17 protein-coding genes and 4 tRNA genes are annotated in these 17,470 nt (G+C 71.0%); 16 read left to right on the plus strand and 5 right to left on the minus strand.

The window, feature by feature from the left end; all coding sequences use genetic code 11:
- Positions 1 to 30 precede the first annotated feature (30 nt).
- Positions 31 to 1,290, minus strand: a complete 1,260-nt coding sequence (locus tag DEI89_RS03315; RefSeq protein ID WP_110902623.1) for an isochorismate synthase MenF — start codon at positions 1,288 to 1,290, stop codon at positions 31 to 33.
- A gap of 91 nt (positions 1,291 to 1,381) precedes the next feature.
- Between DEI89_RS03315 and DEI89_RS03320 the strand changes: the two genes are divergently transcribed.
- From DEI89_RS03320 to DEI89_RS03335, 4 genes are read left to right on the plus strand one after another with little or no spacing between them, the layout of a single operon-like run.
- Positions 1,382 to 2,170: a demethylmenaquinone methyltransferase gene (locus DEI89_RS03320; RefSeq protein ID WP_110902624.1), complete on the plus strand. Its 789-nt coding sequence runs from the start codon at positions 1,382 to 1,384 to the stop codon at positions 2,168 to 2,170.
- A 48-nt stretch (positions 2,171 to 2,218) separates the two neighbouring features.
- Positions 2,219 to 3,295 carry a polyprenyl synthetase family protein gene (locus tag DEI89_RS03325; RefSeq protein WP_110902625.1) on the plus strand — a complete coding sequence of 359 codons (1,077 nt, stop codon included), beginning with the start codon at positions 2,219 to 2,221 and terminating at the stop codon, positions 3,293 to 3,295.
- Between the two features lie 25 nt (positions 3,296 to 3,320).
- Positions 3,321 to 4,697, plus strand: coding sequence for an FAD-dependent oxidoreductase (locus DEI89_RS03330; RefSeq protein ID WP_110902626.1), 1,377 nt, complete (start codon positions 3,321 to 3,323; stop codon positions 4,695 to 4,697).
- A gap of 19 nt (positions 4,698 to 4,716) precedes the next feature.
- Positions 4,717 to 5,895, plus strand: coding sequence for a heparan-alpha-glucosaminide N-acetyltransferase domain-containing protein (locus tag DEI89_RS03335; protein WP_110902627.1), 1,179 nt, complete (start codon positions 4,717 to 4,719; stop codon positions 5,893 to 5,895).
- Between the two features lie 45 nt (positions 5,896 to 5,940).
- Here the strand turns inward: DEI89_RS03335 and cls are convergent, their stop codons facing one another.
- Complete coding sequence (gene cls / locus DEI89_RS03340; RefSeq protein WP_110902628.1) at positions 5,941 to 7,401, minus strand: cardiolipin synthase; 1,461 nt, start codon at positions 7,399 to 7,401, stop codon at positions 5,941 to 5,943.
- Between the two features lie 34 nt (positions 7,402 to 7,435).
- On the minus strand, positions 7,436 to 7,924 hold the full coding sequence (locus tag DEI89_RS03345; protein WP_110902629.1) for a YajQ family cyclic di-GMP-binding protein: 489 nt from the start codon (positions 7,922 to 7,924) through the stop codon (positions 7,436 to 7,438).
- A 160-nt stretch (positions 7,925 to 8,084) separates the two neighbouring features.
- On the opposite strand from DEI89_RS03345, the gene DEI89_RS03350 reads away from it, so the two are divergent.
- The 5 genes from DEI89_RS03350 to DEI89_RS03370 all read left to right on the plus strand — a co-directional run bounded on the left by DEI89_RS03350 (position 8,085) and on the right by DEI89_RS03370 (position 10,809).
- Positions 8,085 to 8,167: transfer RNA gene (locus DEI89_RS03350), tRNA-Tyr, on the plus strand.
- A 128-nt stretch (positions 8,168 to 8,295) separates the two neighbouring features.
- Positions 8,296 to 9,129 (plus strand): inositol monophosphatase family protein, encoded by an 834-nt coding sequence (locus tag DEI89_RS03355; RefSeq protein WP_110902630.1) that lies wholly within the window; start codon positions 8,296 to 8,298, stop codon positions 9,127 to 9,129.
- A gap of 181 nt (positions 9,130 to 9,310) precedes the next feature.
- Positions 9,311 to 10,528, plus strand: a complete 1,218-nt coding sequence (locus DEI89_RS18215; protein ID WP_110902631.1) for a M23 family metallopeptidase — start codon at positions 9,311 to 9,313, stop codon at positions 10,526 to 10,528.
- 90 nt (positions 10,529 to 10,618) lie between these two features.
- A tRNA-Thr gene (locus DEI89_RS03365) sits at positions 10,619 to 10,690 on the plus strand.
- A 45-nt stretch (positions 10,691 to 10,735) separates the two neighbouring features.
- A tRNA-Met gene (locus tag DEI89_RS03370) sits at positions 10,736 to 10,809 on the plus strand.
- A gap of 423 nt (positions 10,810 to 11,232) precedes the next feature.
- On the opposite strand, the gene DEI89_RS03375 is transcribed toward DEI89_RS03370, so the two are convergent.
- Complete coding sequence (locus DEI89_RS03375) at positions 11,233 to 11,640, minus strand: hypothetical protein (protein ID WP_110902632.1); 408 nt, start codon at positions 11,638 to 11,640, stop codon at positions 11,233 to 11,235.
- Between the two features lie 110 nt (positions 11,641 to 11,750).
- Here DEI89_RS03375 and DEI89_RS03380 point away from each other — a divergent pair, with 110 nt between their 5' ends.
- Genes DEI89_RS03380 through DEI89_RS03390 form a run of 3 tightly spaced genes read left to right on the plus strand, consistent with a single transcriptional unit; the run spans position 11,751 to position 13,653 of the window.
- Positions 11,751 to 12,200 carry a MaoC family dehydratase N-terminal domain-containing protein gene (locus tag DEI89_RS03380; protein ID WP_110902633.1) on the plus strand — a complete coding sequence of 150 codons (450 nt, stop codon included), beginning with the start codon at positions 11,751 to 11,753 and terminating at the stop codon, positions 12,198 to 12,200.
- Positions 12,197 to 12,625, plus strand: a complete 429-nt coding sequence (locus DEI89_RS03385) for a MaoC/PaaZ C-terminal domain-containing protein (RefSeq protein WP_110902634.1) — start codon at positions 12,197 to 12,199, stop codon at positions 12,623 to 12,625. The genes DEI89_RS03380 and DEI89_RS03385 overlap by 4 nt, the downstream gene beginning before the upstream one ends.
- Entirely contained in the window at positions 12,622 to 13,653 is a 1,032-nt protein-coding gene (locus DEI89_RS03390) for a UDP-N-acetylmuramate dehydrogenase (RefSeq protein WP_110902635.1), read from the plus strand. The genes DEI89_RS03385 and DEI89_RS03390 overlap by 4 nt, the downstream gene beginning before the upstream one ends.
- A 186-nt stretch (positions 13,654 to 13,839) precedes the next feature.
- Here the strand turns inward: DEI89_RS03390 and DEI89_RS03395 are convergent, their stop codons facing one another.
- Entirely contained in the window at positions 13,840 to 15,084 is a 1,245-nt protein-coding gene (locus DEI89_RS03395; RefSeq protein ID WP_110902636.1) for a pyridoxal phosphate-dependent aminotransferase, read from the minus strand.
- Positions 15,085 to 15,236: 152 nt separating this feature from the next.
- Here DEI89_RS03395 and DEI89_RS03400 point away from each other — a divergent pair.
- The 4 genes from DEI89_RS03400 to rplK all read left to right on the plus strand — a co-directional run bounded on the left by DEI89_RS03400 (position 15,237) and on the right by rplK (position 17,465).
- Positions 15,237 to 15,309, plus strand: a tRNA-Trp gene (locus tag DEI89_RS03400).
- Between the two features lie 19 nt (positions 15,310 to 15,328).
- Complete coding sequence (secE, locus tag DEI89_RS03405; protein ID WP_110902637.1) at positions 15,329 to 15,604, plus strand: preprotein translocase subunit SecE; 276 nt, start codon at positions 15,329 to 15,331, stop codon at positions 15,602 to 15,604.
- 170 nt (positions 15,605 to 15,774) lie between these two features.
- Positions 15,775 to 16,890: a transcription termination/antitermination protein NusG gene (gene nusG, locus DEI89_RS03410; RefSeq protein WP_110902638.1), complete on the plus strand. Its 1,116-nt coding sequence runs from the start codon at positions 15,775 to 15,777 to the stop codon at positions 16,888 to 16,890.
- Between the two features lie 143 nt (positions 16,891 to 17,033).
- Complete coding sequence (rplK, locus tag DEI89_RS03415) at positions 17,034 to 17,465, plus strand: 50S ribosomal protein L11 (protein ID WP_110824626.1); 432 nt, start codon at positions 17,034 to 17,036, stop codon at positions 17,463 to 17,465.
- Positions 17,466 to 17,470 lie beyond the last annotated feature (5 nt).

The following is a 17,470-nucleotide window of genomic DNA, read 5'->3' on the forward strand; positions in this document are numbered from 1 at the left end:
CTCCGGCCGGTGCCGGTGCCGGTGCCGCTGTCAGGCCAGGGCGTCGACGATCGGTCGGAACTTCAGCCGCGTCTCCGCGACCTCCCGAGCCGGCTCGGAGCCCGCGACGATCCCGGCCCCGGCCCACGCGCGGACGGTGCCGTCGTCCTCGATCTGTGCGCTGCGGAGTGCGAGCATCCACTCACCGTCCCCGGAGGCGCCGAGCCAGCCGACGGGACCGGCGTAGCGTCCGCGGTCCACACCCTCCAGCTCGGCGACGAGCCGCACCGCGACGTCGGTGGGGGTCCCGGCGACGGCCGCGGTCGGGTGCAGCACGTCGGCGACGTCGAGTGCGGTCACACCGGCGGGCAGGACGGCCTCGACGTCGCTGGCGAGGTGCCACACGTTCGGCAGCTGCAGGCGGAACGGCTCGGGGTCCACCCGGAGGTCGGCTGCGATCGGCCGCAGCGAGGCGACCAGGCTCGAGATCGCGAACGCGTGCTCCTCGAGGTCCTTCGTGCTCGCGGCGAGGGTCTCGGCGGCGACCCGGTCGCTCTCGGCGTCCACACCCCGTGCAGCGCTGCCGGCCAGGACCCGGGCGGTGAGGGTGCGCCCCTCGGTCCGGGCGAGCGTCTCGGGAGTGGCCCCGATGAGCCCGTCGACGGCGAAGGTCACGCAAGTCGGGTAGGCGGCGGCCAGGTCGAGCAGCACGGCACGGCGGTCGGCGCCGGGCGGCAGGCTGCCGACCAGGTCGCGGGCCAGGACCACCTTCTGCGCGCGCCCGGCCGTGATCGCGGTGACCGCGGCGGCGACCGAGGCGGCGTAGGCGTCCTCGTCGACCGCGCCGGGCCGGAGTGCGACGGAGACGTGCGGGCCGACGCGGGGGACCGGGACCGAGGTGCTCGTGAACGGCAGGGGAGCCGGGGCGTCGGTGGTGTCGACCGCGGTGATCCACGCCCGACCCCGCCGCCGGCCGACCACGACCCGCGGCACGATGAGGACACTCGTCGCGCTCGAGTCATCAGCGAACGCGAACGTCCCGAACGCCACCAGTCCGCTGCCGCGGAGCCGCACCGGGTCGTCGACCACCGCGGCGGCGACGATCTGCCGCCACCGGGCGGAGGCGTCGCGCATCCGGGTCGGGCCGGAGAACTCGAAGCGCATGGCCTCGCCGATCCCGACGATCCCGTCACCGCCCCGCACGAAGGCCAACGGCGCTCCGGCGAGGGTGTGGCGGAGCACGGCTCCCGGGTCGTCGAGGATGCGGGTCGAGACCGTGAGCGGCTGGACCGCTGTGGTGGGACGGGTCACGGACCGATGCTACGCGTCAGGGCGCGCCCGGGCTGTCCCGCTCCTGCACGCCTACCGGGAAGCGTCGGGCCGCGGCCTCTAGGATGACCGGGTGAGCAGAGCGGACATGCACAAGCGGCCGGACGAAGTGGCGGCCATGTTCGACGACGTCGCAGCGAAGTACGACCTGACCAACGACATCCTGTCGGCGGGCAACGCACCGCTGTGGCGCGTCGCGACGGTCAAGGCCGTCGACCCCCAGCCGGGCGAGCGTGTGCTCGACCTCGCCGCCGGCACCGGGACCAGTTCCGCGGCCCTGGCGAAGAAGGGCGCGGAGGTCACCGCCCTCGACCTGTCGTCCGGCATGATCGCGGTCGGCCGCGAACGCCACCCCGAGATCACCTTCGTCGAGGGCGACGCCGAGCACCTGCCCTTCTCGGACGAGTCGTTCGACGCGGTCACGATCTCGTTCGGGCTGCGCAACGTGAACGACCCGATGCAGGCCCTGACCGAGATGCTGCGGGTCCTCAAGCCCGGCGGCCGTCTCGTCATCTGCGAGTTCTCCACGCCGCCGTTCGCCGCACTGCGCTTCGGCTACAACACGTACCTCAAGCGCGTCCTGCCGGGCATCGCCAGGCTCTCGAGCAGCAACCCGGCCGCCTACCGCTACCTCGCCGAGTCGATCGAGGCCTGGCCGGACCAGCAGGTCCTCAGCCAGTGGCTCCGCGGTGTCGGCTTCACGATGGTCGCGCACCGCAACCTGACCGCCGGCATCGTCGCCCTGCACCGTGGCCGCAAGCCAGTCGAGGGCAGCGTGCGCGAGTCCGCCGCCCGCCGTGCGAAGGCACGTCGCGAGCACCAGCCCACGGGTGAGCAGCCCCGCGTGGAGCCCGAGGCCTAGGCCCGCGGCCCAGGTCCCCACCGCCACCCCGCGAGTACGGAGCAGCAGTTGAACCCGAGTGTCCCGGTCGCCCGACGCGCACAGAGTCTCCGAGCGTCCCTGGGCATCGGCGAGCGTCTGTTCGCCACCCCGGCCGACCGTCGTTTCATCGCCGCGGTCGACGACGGGCTCGAACACGTCGAGCAGGGGCTCGAGGACGCCATGCGCTCCGCCGACACCCTGGCCGACACCACCAGCCGGTACCTGCTCGCCGCGGGCGGCAAGCGCATCCGTCCGACCCTGACGCTGCTCATCGCGCAACTCGGCGACGGTGTGACCGACCACGTGGTGAAGGCCGCGGTCAGCGTCGAGATGACGCACCTGGCCTCGCTTTACCACGACGACGTGATGGACGAGGCACCGGTGCGCCGCGGTGTCCCGGCCGCCCACGTCACCTACGGCAACAACATCGCGATCCTCACGGGGGACCTGCTCTTCGCCCGCGCCTCGCTCATCACCGCGGACCTGGGGCCGGAGGGCATCCGGATGCAGGCGGAGACCTTCCAGCGCCTCTGCATGGGTCAGCTCCACGAGACGACCGGCCCGCAGCCGGAGGACGACCCGGTCGAGCACTACATCCAGGTGCTCAGCGACAAGACGGGGTCCCTCATCGCCACCGCCGCCCGTGCCGGCGTGATGTTCTCCGGTGCCGACCGATCCCTGCTCGAGGCCGTCGGCACCTTCGGCGAGAAGGTCGGCGTCGCCTTCCAGCTCGTCGACGACGTCATCGACCTGGCACCGGCGAAGGACAAGACCGGCAAGATCGCCGGGAACGACCTCCGTGCCGGCGTGGACACGTTGCCCCTGCTGCAGCTCCGTCGTCGTGCCGCCACCGACGAGGGTGCTGCGGCCCTCCTCGCCCGCATCGAGCGGGACGTCCGCGACGCACCCGACGACGCTGTCCACTCGGACGCGTACCAGAGCGCCGTCGCCGAGCTCCGCGCGCACGACGCGACCCTGGCGACCCGTTCCTTGGCCGCGAACTGGGCTGACGAAGCGGTCGCCGCCCTGGCGCCCCTGCCGGACGGCACCGTCAAACGAGCCCTCACCCGGTTCGCGGAGACGGTCGTCGACCGCAGCCGCTGACCCGAACGAAACTGGAGACCGATCAGTGCCCACCCTCCGACTCGCCATCGTCGGCGCCGGTCCGGCCGGCATCTACGCCGCGGACATCCTCCTGCGGGAGGCACGCGGCTTCGACGTCTCGATCGACCTGTTCGAGCAGCTCCCGGCCCCGTACGGTCTGGTGCGCTACGGCGTCGCGCCCGACCACCCCCGCATCAAGGGGATCATCAACGCCCTCCGCGACGTCCTGGACCGCGGTGACATCCGGATCTTCGGCAACGTCCGCTTCGGCGAGGACATCACGCTCGAGGACCTGAAGCGTCACTACAACGCGGTCGTGTTCTCGACCGGCGCGATCAAGGACGCCGACCTGGACATCCCCGGCATCGACCTCGACGGCTCCTACGGCGCCGCCGACTTCGTCAGCTGGTTCGACGGGCACCCCGACGTCCCCCGCACCTGGCCGCTCACGGCCGAGAGCGTCGCGGTCATCGGCAACGGCAACGTCGCGCTCGACGTGTCCCGCATCCTGGCGAAGCACGCCGACGACCTGCTGCCGACCGAGATCCCGGCGAACGTGTACGAGGGCCTCAAGGCCTCGCCGGTCACCGACGTCCACGTCTTCGGACGCCGTGGACCGGCGCAGGTGAAGTTCACGCCGCTGGAGCTGCGTGAACTCGGCGAACTGCGCGACGTCGACATGGTCGTGTACGACGAGGACTTCGACCACGACGAGGCCTCGAAGCTCGCGATCGCCACGAACAAGCAGGTCACCGTCATCGACCGCGTGCTGCAGCAGTGGCGCACGCGCGAGGTCGGCACCGCCAGCCGTCGCCTGCACCTGCACTTCTACGCCAAGCCGCTCGAACTGCTCGGTGACGACGACGGTGCGCTCCGCGCCATCCGGTACGAGCGCACCCGTCCGGACGGCCAGGGCGGCGTCGAGGGCACGGGTGAGATCCGCGAGATCCCGATCCAGGCCCTCTACCGCGCGGTCGGCTACGTCGGGTCACCCCTGCCCGGCGTGCCGTTCGACGAGCGCTACGGGATCATCCCGAACCACGAGGGTCAGGTCCTCGACACCGACGGCAACCGCATCCCGGGCGTCTACGCCACCGGGTGGATCAAGCGCGGACCCGTCGGCTTGATCGGGCACACCAAGTCCGACGCGATGGAGACCGTGCAGCACGTCGTCACCGACCAGGGCACCTGGTGGAGCCCGGAGGACCCCTCGGAAGAGGCGATCCCGGCACTGCTCCGCGAACGCGGCGTCGAATTCACCGACCTCGACGGGTGGCACGCCCTCGACCAGCACGAGATCGCACTCGGCGAGGCCGAGGGCCGTGCGCGCGTCAAGGTCGTGCCCCGCGACGAGATGATCGACGTCTCGCTGCGCCGCTCCCGCGCCGACTCGCAGGCCTGAACGCCTCGCAGGTCCGAGCATGACCACGCTGCGCCCGGTACCCCGACGCGGGGTGCCGGGCGTTGCATCGTCCGGCCGGCTCGTCGGGGTCGACGTGGCCCGGTCCCTCGCCCTCTTCGGGATGATGGCCGCGCACGTCGGTGACGTCGCCGAGAACGTCGACTGGGCGGACCCGACGAGCTTCAGCGCCGTGGTGAACGGCCGGTCCGCCGCGCTCTTCGCGGTGCTCGCCGGGGTGTCGATCGGACTCGTCAGCGGCCGTGACCGACCGCCCGGGCCGCCCGACATCGGTCGGGTCCGGGCACGCCTGGCACTCCGCGCGGTCGTGGTGGTCGTCGTCGGGCTGCTGCTGATGACACTGCAGACGCCGGTGTACGTGGTGCTGCCCACCTACGGCGCCCTGTTCCTGCTGGCCCTGCCCGTGCTCCGCTGGCGGCCGTGGGCACTGCTCCTGCTCGCCGTGGCCTGCGCGGTCGCAGCCGCACCGGTCGCGCTGGCGATCCTGCCGCTCTACGCCGAGGCGGGCATGTTCGGCGTCCAGCTCGGGCTGGTCTACCCCGTCGTCACCTTCGCCACGTACGTGCTGGTCGGGCTCGCCGTCGCGCGGTCCCGACCCGGGTCCGCACCGCCGACTCCCGGGCGACACGCCAGCGGCGCCTGGGCCGTGCTGGTGGGGGGAGACTCGATGCGGCAGGTCCTGCTCCTCGTGTCCGGCATCGTGGTCGCGGCCGCGGCGTACCTCATCGGGAACGCCACTGCACCGATCCCGTCCGACACGACGTACGCCTTCCCCGGCGTGCCCTTCGTGCCGTCCGGCTCCGACGCCGGTCAGACGTTCGCGCAGGTGTTCCTCTCACCACTTGACCATTCGTCGTCGATCGTGGACGTGGCCGGCACCGCTGCCGTCGCCGTCGCCGTGATCGCCCTGTGCCGGCTGCTCGTCGACGGGCACGGGCCGTTCGTCACCCGGATCGCGTTCCCCCTGGCGGCGGTGGGGTCGATGCCGCTGACCGTCTACGCGCTGCACCTCGTCGTCATCGCCCTGTGGCCCGACATGCCGCAGGGACCCTCGACCTGGTGGGGGTTCGTGGTCGGCGCGGTGCTGTTCGCGATGGTGTGGCGACGGTTCCTCGGACGGGGGCCGCTCGAACGCCTGACCGCGAGGATCGCCTCGGCGGTGCCCGCGCCCACCAGCTGACCGGTGGCGACGGGGCGGGCGTGGGGCGGGCCTCCCGGCCGACCGCTACTGCAACGCTGCCGTCAACCGCGCCACGTTGTCGAACACCCGCGACCGACGCGGTCGGGTGAGCCACTCGTCGAGCGTCAGCTCGCGGCTGGCGGCGCGGTAGTCGTCCTGGACGTCCCGCAGCGCGTCCACGAAGGACTTCCCGCGCACCATCACCGAGATCTCGAGGTTCAGGGTGAACGAGCGCATGTCCATGTTGCTCGACCCGATCACCGCGACGTCGTCGTCGATCGTGAAGTGCTTGGCGTGCAGCACGGTCGGCGCACGGTACAGCCAGATCCGCACGCCCGCCCGGAGCAGCCCCTCGTAGTAGGAGCGCTGGGCGTGCCACGTCATCGCGTGGTCGCCGATCTCACCGACGAACAGCTCGACCTCGACCCCGCGCTGCGCGGTCGTCGTGATCGCGTAGAGCATCGAGTCGTCCGGGACGAAGTACGGCGACGTGATCGACACCCGCTTCTGCGCCGAGTACAGCAGGGCGTTGAACAGGCGCAGGTTGTTCTCACCGTCGAAGCCCGGCCCGGACGGCACGACCTGGCAGTCCAGGGAGTCCTGCCGGTCCGCCCGGTGCACGGGGTCGCTCTCGCGGAGCAGCAGCTCGTCGGTCTCGCTGTACCAGTCGGTGACGAACAGGGCGTTGATGCCCGCGACGACGGGGCCCTCGAACCGGGCGAACAGGTCGCGCCACCGCAGCCCGCGCTCGATGTTGGCCTTGGTGTCGTACGAACGGTCGATGAGGTTCTGCGACCCCGTGAACGCCACAGACCCGTCGACGACCAGGATCTTCCGGTGGTTGCGGAGGTCGGGACGCTGGAACTTCCCTTCCAGCGGCAGCAGCGGCAGCATCAGGTGCCACTCGATGCCCGCCGCGTCGAGGAACGCCAGGGTGTCCTTGAAGTACGGGTAGCTCTTGCTCGCCCAGTGGTCCATGAGGAACCGGACCGTCACGCCACGTGCCTGTGCACGTGCCAGCGACTCGAAGAACGGCCGGGTGGTGTCGTCGAGGGACGCGATGTAGAACTCCACGTGCACGAATCGTCGCGCGGCGTCGACGGCGTGCGTCATCTCCGCGAACGCGTCGTCGTAGTGCGGGTACAGCTCGGCCTGGTTGCCGCCGACCAGCGGCATGGACCCGAGCTGCCGGTTCAACTTCGTGATGCTCTCGAGCCACGTCGGCCACGGGTGGTCGCGGCGCACCCGCTCGATGCCCTCGGTCTGCTCGAGGATGTAGCGGTTGATCTCGGTCTGCTTCTCGCGGCGGGCCCGGGGGAGCTTCGAGGACCCGAGCAGGAGGAACACGACGAACCCGATGTAGGGGATGAGGAAGATCGCCAGCAACCAGCCCGTCGCCGTCTGCGGCTTCCGGTTGATCGGGACGATGACGAGTGAGAAGGCGCGGATCGCCAGGTCCAACAGGACCAGGACGATGATCAGCGCAACGACGAGCCAGTGCTCCACGGTGTCGGGCCTGTCTCTGCGCGGGGGAGCGCGGTCAGCGGAAGTTGATGAACTGCAGGGGGACGTCGAACTCCTGGCCCTTGAGCAGCTGGATGGTCTGTTGCAGGTCGTCACGGCTCTTCGAGGAGACCCGCAGCTCGTCGCCCTGCACCTGGCTCTTCACGGTCTTCGGCGCCTCGGCACGGATGACCGCACCGATCTTCTTCGCGATGTCCTGCTCGATGCCGTTCTTGAACTTCACCTCGATGCGGAACTCCTTGCCCGAGGGGAACGGCTCGCCGGCGTCCAGGCTCTTCAGGCTGATGCCGCGCTTGATCGCCTTCGTCTGCAGCACGTCGAGGACGGCCAGGGCGCGCTCCTCGGTCGAGGCCTTGATGAGGACGTCCTCGCCGCTGAACGCGACGGATGCACCGACACCCTTGAAGTCGTACCGCTGCTCGATCTCCTTCGCCGCCTGGTTGAGGGCGTTCTCCGCCTCCATCTTGTCGACCTTGCTGACCACGTCGAAGGAGCTGTCTGCCATACCGTCCAGCCTATCGGGCGCCACGCCGCCCCGTGCCGGAGGCCCGACCCGGCCCGGTGCGAGTGTCTTCCGCCCGGCCGTGGTCGCGACCACCTCCGAACATCGGCTATGCTCTTCACCGCGCCTTCGGTCGGTGACGACACGGGCCGGGTGCGCACATGGCGAGTTACCCAAGCGGCCAAAGGGATCTGACTGTAAATCAGCCGGCGTATGCCTCCGGGGGTTCGAATCCCTCACTCGCCACGTGTCAGCCGCAGTCCTCTGTCGGCTCGTCGGAATGGCCCCGTCTCCGGACGGGGCCATTCGCGTTGCTGCCGGTGCTCTCGCGGAGCCGGGGCCGCGGCAGAGCTGCGGTGGGGCAGGATCGGGGTATGTCGAACCCCTCGGTCGTGTCCGCTGCTCCTGATGCCCTCGCCGACCTGGCGGAGGCGATCGCCCGCGAAGCCGCCGCGCTCGCCGCGCAGCGCCGCGCCGAAGGGGTCGAGGTCGCGGACCGCAAGTCGAGCATCGCGGACGTCGTGACCGCTGCCGACCGCGAGGTCGAGGCGCTGATCCGCCGACGCATCGCCGAAGCACGCCCCGACGACGCCTTCTTCGGCGAGGAGTCCGGCGCCGCCTCCGGCACCTCCGGCCTCACCTGGGTGGTCGACCCCATCGACGGCACCGTCAACTACCTCTACGGCAGCCCCGTCTACGCCGTGAGCATCGGCGTCGTCCGCGGCGTGCCCGACCCGGCGATGTGGGAGCCCGTCGCCGGTGTCGTCATCGCCCCGGCCACCGGGCAGGTGTACCGCGCGGTCGCCGGGGGAGCGGCGAGCCTGGACGGACGGCCGATCGCGGTCGCCACGCCGGAGTCCCTGGCCGAGACGCTCGTCGCCACGGGCTTCGGGTACACGGCCGAGCGTCGGTGGGAGCAGGCGGCCGTCCTCGCCGGACTCATCACCGAGGTGCGCGACGTCCGCCGCGCCGGAGCAGCCGCGCTGGACTGCTGCGCCGTGGCGGTCGGCACGGTCGACGCCTACTACGAGCGGGGCATCAACCCGTGGGACATGGCAGCCGGTTCGATCGTGGCCGCCGCTGCCGGAGCGGACGTCCGGACGTGGGAGGTCGGCGACACGCGGTCCTTCCTCTTCGCCGCGCCGAGCATCGTCGAGGACCTCGCCACCCTGGTCCGCACGCTCGAGGACGACGTCCTGGGGTCCTGAGTCCGGCCACGCGCTGACGCACCGGCTGACGTCCCCGTGCTCGACACCCGCTCTGGGGGGCATGCACAGGCGTGCAGGCGACTGGCGAGGACCGGGGTCCTTTGCTAGCGTTCATGAGTCCCGTTACCTGCTCGTTACCGACGAGCGCCCGTGCCTCGAACTCAGGATCATCACCGAACGCATGCTCGACTCCTCGCAGACGCCCACGACCATCGACCGCACCGCCCCCGGGGCGGTCCCGTCCGTGCACCTGACGAGACGAGCTCGGATCGAAGCCGAACGTGCCGCCGCGAAGACGTCCCGCCGTCGGTCGGACGTCGACCGTTCGGCTCCCGGAACCTCCCGTGACGCGGCTCGTCCGGCGCCCGTCAGCTCCGGCCCCGCGACGCCGCCGGCCCCCTCGTCGCCGGTCCTCCCCGCCTCGAGCGCCGCACCGCTGACGCCGCCGGCGCCGTCCTCGCCGGTCGTCGCGCCGCTCGCCGAGCGCGCTCCGGTGCCGCGTGCCACTCGTCGCGCCTCTGCCCGTCGGGCCCCGGTGACGAAGCAGGCCACACGCAGCGCGACCCCGAAGGCGGCCCGCTCCGCCGCCCCGACCGTCCCGGTGATCGCCGACGGCCCTCGGGTGGACCGTGCCACGCGGCACATCGCCCGCACCGTTCCCGCTACCGGTCGTGCGACCCGGGCCTCCGGGGTGTCCTTCCGTCGGACGGCGTCCCGCGTGACGGTCGTCGGCGCGTTGCTCTTCACCGCTGGTCTCGTGGTCTCGACTTCGCTGCCGGCACAGGCCCTCTACGTCCCGCAGCCGGGCGCCGCGACCGTCCGCGCCTCAGTGCAGGACGCACAGTCGCTGTCCGTCGGTGACGCCGTCGAAGGTCCGGTGGACCGTGACGCGTACACCGTGTCCGAAGCGCAGCGGAGCGTCACCCCGGCGGCCGGCACGGCGACCGACTCCTCGACGTTCACGAACGACGCGAACGGCACGATCCAGTGGCCGTTCCCGGTCGGTGTGCCGATCTCCTCGGGTTTCGGTGGCCGGCAGGTCGCCGGGTGCTCGTTCTGCTCGACGTTCCACCAGGGCGTCGACTTCGCCCCCGGTGCCGGCACCGCGATCGGAGCCGTGGCCGACGGGACCGTCATCAAGGTGCAGGCGAACGACGGCGGCTTCGGCAACGACGTCTGGGTCGAGCACGACGTCGACGGCAAGCAGTTCGTCAGCGTCTACGGGCACATGCTCGACAACTCGTTCCAGGTCGTGCAGGGCGAGCAGGTGAAGGTCGGCCAGACCGTCGGCCTGGTCGGCAGCTCGGGCAACTCGACCGGGCCGCACCTGCACCTCGAGATCCGCATCGACGGTGTCCCGGTGGACCCGCTGGCCTGGCTCCGGGCGAACGCGAACTAGCCCTCAGGGACGGCACGCCCGGGCGTCACGGTCGGTTCCGGACCACCGTCGCGGGTCTGCTATCCTCGTGTGGTGCCGCTCGCGGTACTCGCCCCGATAGCTCAGTGGTAGAGCACTTCCATGGTAAGGAAGGGGTCGTCAGTTCAATCCTGACTCGGGGCTCTGACTCGCAGTGTCGTCACTTCGCGGTGATCACTGCGGATCCATGGCGGGGTAGCTCAGTTGGTTAGAGCACACGGCTCATAATCGTGGTGTCGCGGGTTCAAGTCCCGCCCTCGCTACCGCGCTGGTCGAACATGTGTCGCCAGCGGGAACGACGTGAAGACGGCAAGGCCCGGCGCAGCAGCGCCGGGCCTTCGTCGTTCCCGCCCCGTCCTGCGCGGTCGGCCGCTCCCCGAGGACCCGTCCCGCGCCTCCCGTCCGGCCGCTGTCTGGCGGGACCGGGGCCGAACCGCGGCGCGGCCGGGACCGGCGCCGGGGCGCGACCGGCACCGGGCGCGAAACCGGCAGACCTGCGCCGTCCGACCCCGCGCATCTGTCGCTCTGGCGTCCGCGTCGGGGCCCGCCGCCACCGGCCAGCGGTGGGGGTGCCCCGTCACGGTCTGGTGGGATCGGGGCGCGAAACGGACAGATCTCCGCCGTCTCACCGCGCACATCTGTCGCTTTCGCGTCTGCGTCGGGGCGCGCCGCCGCCAGCCGCTGCCTCAGCGCAGCGAGGTGCCCGACACGTCGACGCGGTCGGTCCGGTGCAGCAGGACCCCACCGCCGTGCAGGGTGGTCTCGACGAGGGCCGTGACGTGGTGCCAGGCCTCCCGACGCCGCTTCGCGCCGATCATGCCGCCCGCGACGGCCGCTCCGTGGCCCGCGTGGCGCAGGGTGAGCACCGCGTGGCCCGGCGTCGCGGACAGGGCGACCTCGTACCGCCGGTACTGCCGTGCGGGACGGACGAACGCGCCGAACAACGCCGTCGCGATCCGGTCTCCGGCGACGACGACGAGGCGTCCGCTCTCGGTGACGACGTGGTGCCCGTGCGCGCGCAGGGCGGCGTCGACGAGTTCCACCGCGGTGCACCGGTGGTGTTCGAGCACCGTGTACTCGGTCGTCGTCTCCATCGCCACTCCCCGCGGGTCCGCTCGGTCGTCCCCCGACCAACGCCTCGGCAGCTTAACCGATGCAAACTCATGTATGTCCGGGCGTGCGAGGGCCTCGGTAGACTGCTGCGGTGTCAGTGAACCCCGAGCTCGTCGGCAGGACGTTCCCGCCGGCCCCGCCGTACCTGGTCGGTCGCGAGAAGGTGCGCGAGTTCTCCCGCGCCGTGTTCGCGACGAACCCGATCCACTCCGACCCCGCAGCTGCCCGAGCCGCCGGGCACGCCGACGTCGTCGCACCGGCGACCTTCGCGGTCGTCGTGCAGGAAGCCACGCTCGCTCAGCTCCTCGCCGAGCCGGACGCCGGCATCGACTTCTCCCGCGTCGTGCACGGTGAGCAGCGGTTCGCCTACGCACGCCCGATCGTCGCCGGTGACGAGCTGACCGCCACCTTGGCCGTGACGAGCGTCAAGACCCTCGGCGGCAACGCGATGGTCACCGCCGAGTCGACGGTCGTCGACGCCGACGGCGAGCACGTCGTCACCGCCACGTCCACCCTCGTCGTCCGAGGAGATGACGCATGACCGACACCGCCTCCGACCTGCAGGTCGGCACCGTCGTCGCGGAGCGACAGGTGCACCTCACGCGCGACTCGCTCGTCCGGTACGCCGGCGCCTCCGGCGACTTCAACCCGATCCACTACCGTGACGACGTCGCCGCGTCGGTCGGCCTGCCCGGTGTCCTGGCGCACGGCATGCTCACGATGGGCTCGGCTGTCCAGCCGGTCGCCGAGTGGCTCGGCGACCGCGGCTGGGTCGCCTCGTACGGCGTCCGCTTCACCCGTCCCGTCGTCGTGGACCCGACCGACGGGGCCGACGTCGGTGTCGTCGCCAAGGTCGGCACACTCGACGAGCAGGGCCGACCGCTGCGCATCGACCTCACCGTGACCGCCGCCGGGCAGACCGTGCTCGGCAAGGCTCAGGTCACGGTGGCGTTCCGCCGACCGTGACGGACACGACGCTCGCCGAGCTGACCACCCTCCGCGTCGGCGGCCCGGCCGGCCGCCTCCTGGTCGCGGACACGACCGACGACCTCGTCGCCCACGTCGTCGAGGCGTGGTCGGACGAGGACGACTGGCTGGTCCTCGGTGGCGGCAGCAACCTGCTGGTCGCCGACCAGGGCTTCCCCGGCACCGTCGTCGTGGTCCGCACCCGCGGGGTCAGCGCCGAGTCCGACGACGACGGGGTCACCGTCCGCGTCGCGGCGGGGGAGCCGTGGGACGCGTTCATCGCGACGACCGTCGAGCGCGGGTGGACCGGCCTGGAGGCCCTCAGCGGCATCCCGGGCACGGTCGGCGCCGCCCCCGTGCAGAACATCGGCGCCTACGGGGTCGAGCTGTCCGACGTGCTCACCGCGGTCGACTTCCTGGACGCCGAGACCGGGGAGCGGTCCTGGGTCCCCGCGTCCGAGCTGGCGCTCGGCTACCGCACGAGCACGCTGAAGCACGGGCGCCGCGGCGTCGTCCTGACGGTCGAGTTCCGGCTCGGCACGGCCACCGACGACGGCGTGCCCGTGCGGTACGCCCAGCTCGCCGGGTCCCTGGGCGTCGAGCTCGGCAGCCGCGTCGCCCCCGCCGACGTCCGCGCCGAGGTGTTGCGGCTCCGCGGGTCGAAGGGCATGGTGCTCGACGACGCCGACCCGGACACCTGGAGCGCCGGGTCCTTCTTCACCAACCCGATCGTTTCGGCCGGGTTCGCCGAGACGATGCCCGCCGACGCACCGCGCTGGCCGGCCGGCGACGACGTGAAGCTCAGCGCAGCGTGGCTCATCGAGCACGCCGGGATCCACCGTGGGTACGGCGTGCCGGGGTCCCGAGCGGCGATCTCCTCGAAGCACACCCTGGCGCTGACGAACCGTGGGGGAGCGACGGCGGCCCAGGTCGCCGAGCTCGCGCGGTACGTGCAGCTGACCGTGGCGAACCGCTTCGGGGTGACGCTCGTCCCGGAGCCGGTCGTGGTCGGCGACCTGTTCGCCTGACATCCGGCGCGCCGACGCCGCACCGCGCCCGGTGATCCCGCCCCGTCGTGCCCGGCCACTGCGCCCCGTGCTCGGTGGTCTCGCCCCGTGAACGACATCGCGCCCCGTGAACGACATCGCGCCCCGTCTCGACGGGGCGCGATGTGCGAAGCGGGGCGCGACGGGCGGGGTGTGATCGCGCTGAGGTCAGCCGAAGAAGCGAGCCAGCCGCGCGACGCCCTCGGCGATGTCGTCGTCGCCCAGTGCGTACGACAGCCGCAGGTAGCCGGAGGGACCGAACGCCTCACCGGGGACGACCGCGACCTCGGCGTGCTCGAGGATCAGGTCGGCGAGTTCGAGGGTCGTGGTCGGCGTGCTGCCGGCCCACTCGCGACCGAGGAGCGCGGTGACGTCCGGGTAGACGTAGAAGGCGCCCTGCGGCTCCGGCGTCACGAAGCCCGGGATCGCGTTGAGGCCCGCGACGATCGCCTTCCGACGGCGGTCGAAGGCCTCGCGCATCGCGATGACGGGCTCCTGCGGGCCGTTCAACGCCGCGATCGCGGCCCGCTGCGAGATGTTCGAGACGTTCGACGACAGGTGGGACTGGAGGTTCGACGCGGCCTTGATCGCGTCGGACGGGCCGATCATCCACCCGACCCGCCAGCCGGTCATGGCGTACGTCTTGGCGACGCCGTTGACCAGGATGGTCGTGTCCGCGAGGGCCGGGACCTGCTCGAGCACCCCGGAGAACGTGATGCCGTCGTAGACGAGGTCCTGGTAGATCTCGTCGCTGATCACCCAGATGCCGTGCTCCAGCGCCCACTCGCCGATGGCGCGGGTCTGCTCAGCCGAGTAGACGGCGCCGGTCGGGTTCGAGGGGGAGCAGAAGAGCAGCGCCTTCGTGCGCGGGGTCCGCGCCGCCTCGAGCTGCTCGACGGTGACCAGGTAGCCCTGGTCGCTGCCGGCGAAGACGTCGACCGGGACACCGCCGGCGAGCCGCACGGCCTCGGGGTAGGTGGTCCAGTACGGCGCCGGCAGCAGGACCTCGTCGCCGGCGTCGACCACGGTCTGGAACGCCTGGTAGACGGCCTGCTTGCCGCCGTTCGTCACGACGACCTGCGACGGGTCGACGGCGATGCCGGACTCCCGCGCGGTCTTGTCGGCGACGGCGCGCTTGAGGTCCGGGAGGCCCGTGGCCGGCGTGTACCGGTGGTTCGCCGGGTCCTGCGCCGCCGCGACGGCCGCGTCGACGACGTGTGCCGGAGTGGCGAAGTCCGGCTCGCCGGCGGCGAAGGAGATCACCGGGCGACCGGAGGCCTTCAGCGCCTTGGCCTTGGCATCGACCTTGAGGGTGGCGGACTCGGCGATGGCGGCGATCCGGGAGGCGATACGGGGCCGTGTGCTGGTGTCGGGGCTGTCGGTGGGCTGAGGGCTGGCGGCGTCGGTGCTCACGGGTTCAGCCTACCGACGCGCCGCGCCGGAGCATCCGTCAAGTGGACACCGCCGTCGCGACTCCCGTACACTGTTCTGCGGCGGTTGAAGTCTGTGGAAATCGGACTTCTTCTCCCTGGAACGACCGGATCCCGCACGGGTGGACGTTCCGAAGGGCGGTGGCTCAATTGGTAGAGCAGCGGTCTCCAAAACCGCAGGTTGCAGGTTCAAGTCCTGTCCGCCCTGCACATCGGGAAGGGTTGAAGTGGCGAGCAAAGACGTGGAGACGGCCGACGACGTCGTCGCCCAGGCAAAGGTCGACCGCGCACAGCGCCGCGGCCCGTTCGCCGCGATCGCACTGTTCATCCGCCAGGTCTTCGGCGAACTGCGCAAGGTCGTCACACCGACCCGCAAGGAACTCTTCAGCTACACGGGTGTCGTGCTCGTGTTCGTCGTCGTGATGATGATCCTCGTGTCGGTCCTCGACTTCGTGTTCGGTCTCGGCGTCGGTTACGTGTTCGGCAACGGCCCCACGGCCTGACCCAGCCGGCATGAACCCCGGCGCGTTGCACTCCTGGCGCGCCCGGCCTGTCCGCAGGTCCGACCGCTCCGGTCCTCCTCGGGGTACGGTCTCCCGGAGACGGCGACCCGTTCCCCGCCCGGGACGCGAGCGCCAACCCGATCCGCACCATCGAACGGAAAGAACCGACTGTGTCTGACTACTCCCGCGACGACATCGACCTCGCGACCGCTGCCGAGCAGTCTTCCGAGGTCGAGGAGAACCAGGAAGGCGACGTCGAGACGAGCGAACTCCGTTCGATCGACTCCGCCGAGGAGCGCGCGATCTCGGTCGAGGACGAGGACGACGAGTCCCTCGGTCTGAGTGACGAGCCGGACGACGGCACGGTCGCCGCCGAGCTCGACGAGACGCTCGCCGCCCTCGCCGAGTCGCGTGACCCCGAGGCCGACGCGGTCGTCGACGACGCGCTCGAGATCGACACCGCTGACGAGGCCGAAGCCGCCGTCGAGGCCGTCGAGGACGAAGAAGAGTCCGAACTCGAGGACGAGACCGCCGCCGAGGCGAACGAGACCATCGCTGCCGAGGAGTCCGCGGACGCCCTCGGAGCGATCGCCCCGGAGTCCGAGGTCGACGTCGCCCCTGACGCCGAGGTCACGATCACGGCCGAGGACGACGAAGAAGAGTCCGAGGTCGACCCGTACGAGGCGTTCAAGGCCGAACTGCGGATGAAGCCGGGCAAGTGGTACGTCATCCACTCCTACGCGGGCTTCGAGCGCCGCGTGAAGGCGAACATCGAGAACCGCATGGTCTCGATGTCGATGGAGGACTACATCTACCAGGCTGAGGTCCCGATGGAGGACGTCGTCGAGATCAAGAACGGGCAGCGCAAGCTGGTCACCCGCGTCCGGATCCCCGGCTACGTGCTCGTCCGCATGGACCTCGACGAGGACTCGTGGTCGGTCGTCCGTCACACCCCCGGTGTGACCGGCTTCGTCGGCAACGCCCACAACCCGACCCCGCTCCGCTTCGACGAGGCCTTCGGCATGCTGAAGTCCCTCGTCCAGGTCGCCGAGACCGCCCCGACCAAGGGTGGCGCGAAGGGTGGCGGTGCCGCACAGGCGCAGCCCCAGGCTGAGGTCGACTTCGAGGTCGGCGAGACGATCACCATCAAGGAAGGCTCGTTCGCGGGTCTGCCGGGGTCGATCTCCGAGATCAAGCCGGAGAGCGGCAAGCTCACCGTGCTCGTCTCGCTCTTCGAGCGCGAGACGCCGGTCGAGCTCAGCTTCGACCAGGTGACCAAGCTCTAGAGCTGGACACCATCCACTAGACTGTTCGAGTTTGGGTCCGCGCGCCTGGTGCGCTGCGGGTCCGTCACCGCGATCCGGAACCGCCGGAGACGCGGGAGAGTGCACGGATCCCCGTGCGTTCGATCCCAGGAGGAAAGCGAAACATGGCACCGAAGAAGAAGGTCACGGGCCTGATCAAGCTGCAGATCAACGCGGGCGCCGCCAACCCGGCACCGCCGATCGGTCCGGCGCTCGGTCAGCACGGCGTGAACATCATGGAGTTCTGCAAGGCGTACAACGCCCAGACCGAGTCGCAGCGCGGCAACGTCATCCCGGTGGAGATCACCGTCTACGAGGACCGTTCGTTCACGTTCATCCTCAAGACCCCGCCGGCCGCCGAACTCATCAAGAAGGCCGCGGGTGTGAACAAGGGTTCCGCGACGCCGCACACGGTGAAGGCCGGACGCATCACGGCGGACCAGATCCGTCAGATCGCCGAGACCAAGCAGGCAGACCTGAACGCCAACGACATCGAGCAGGCGACGAAGATCATCGCCGGTACCGCTCGTTCGATGGGCATCACGGTCGAGGCCTGAGCCTC

Origin of the sequence: Curtobacterium sp. MCBD17_030 (assembly GCF_003224255.1) — a bacterium.
In the GTDB taxonomy this organism is placed as follows: Bacteria; Actinomycetota; Actinomycetes; order Actinomycetales; family Microbacteriaceae; genus Curtobacterium.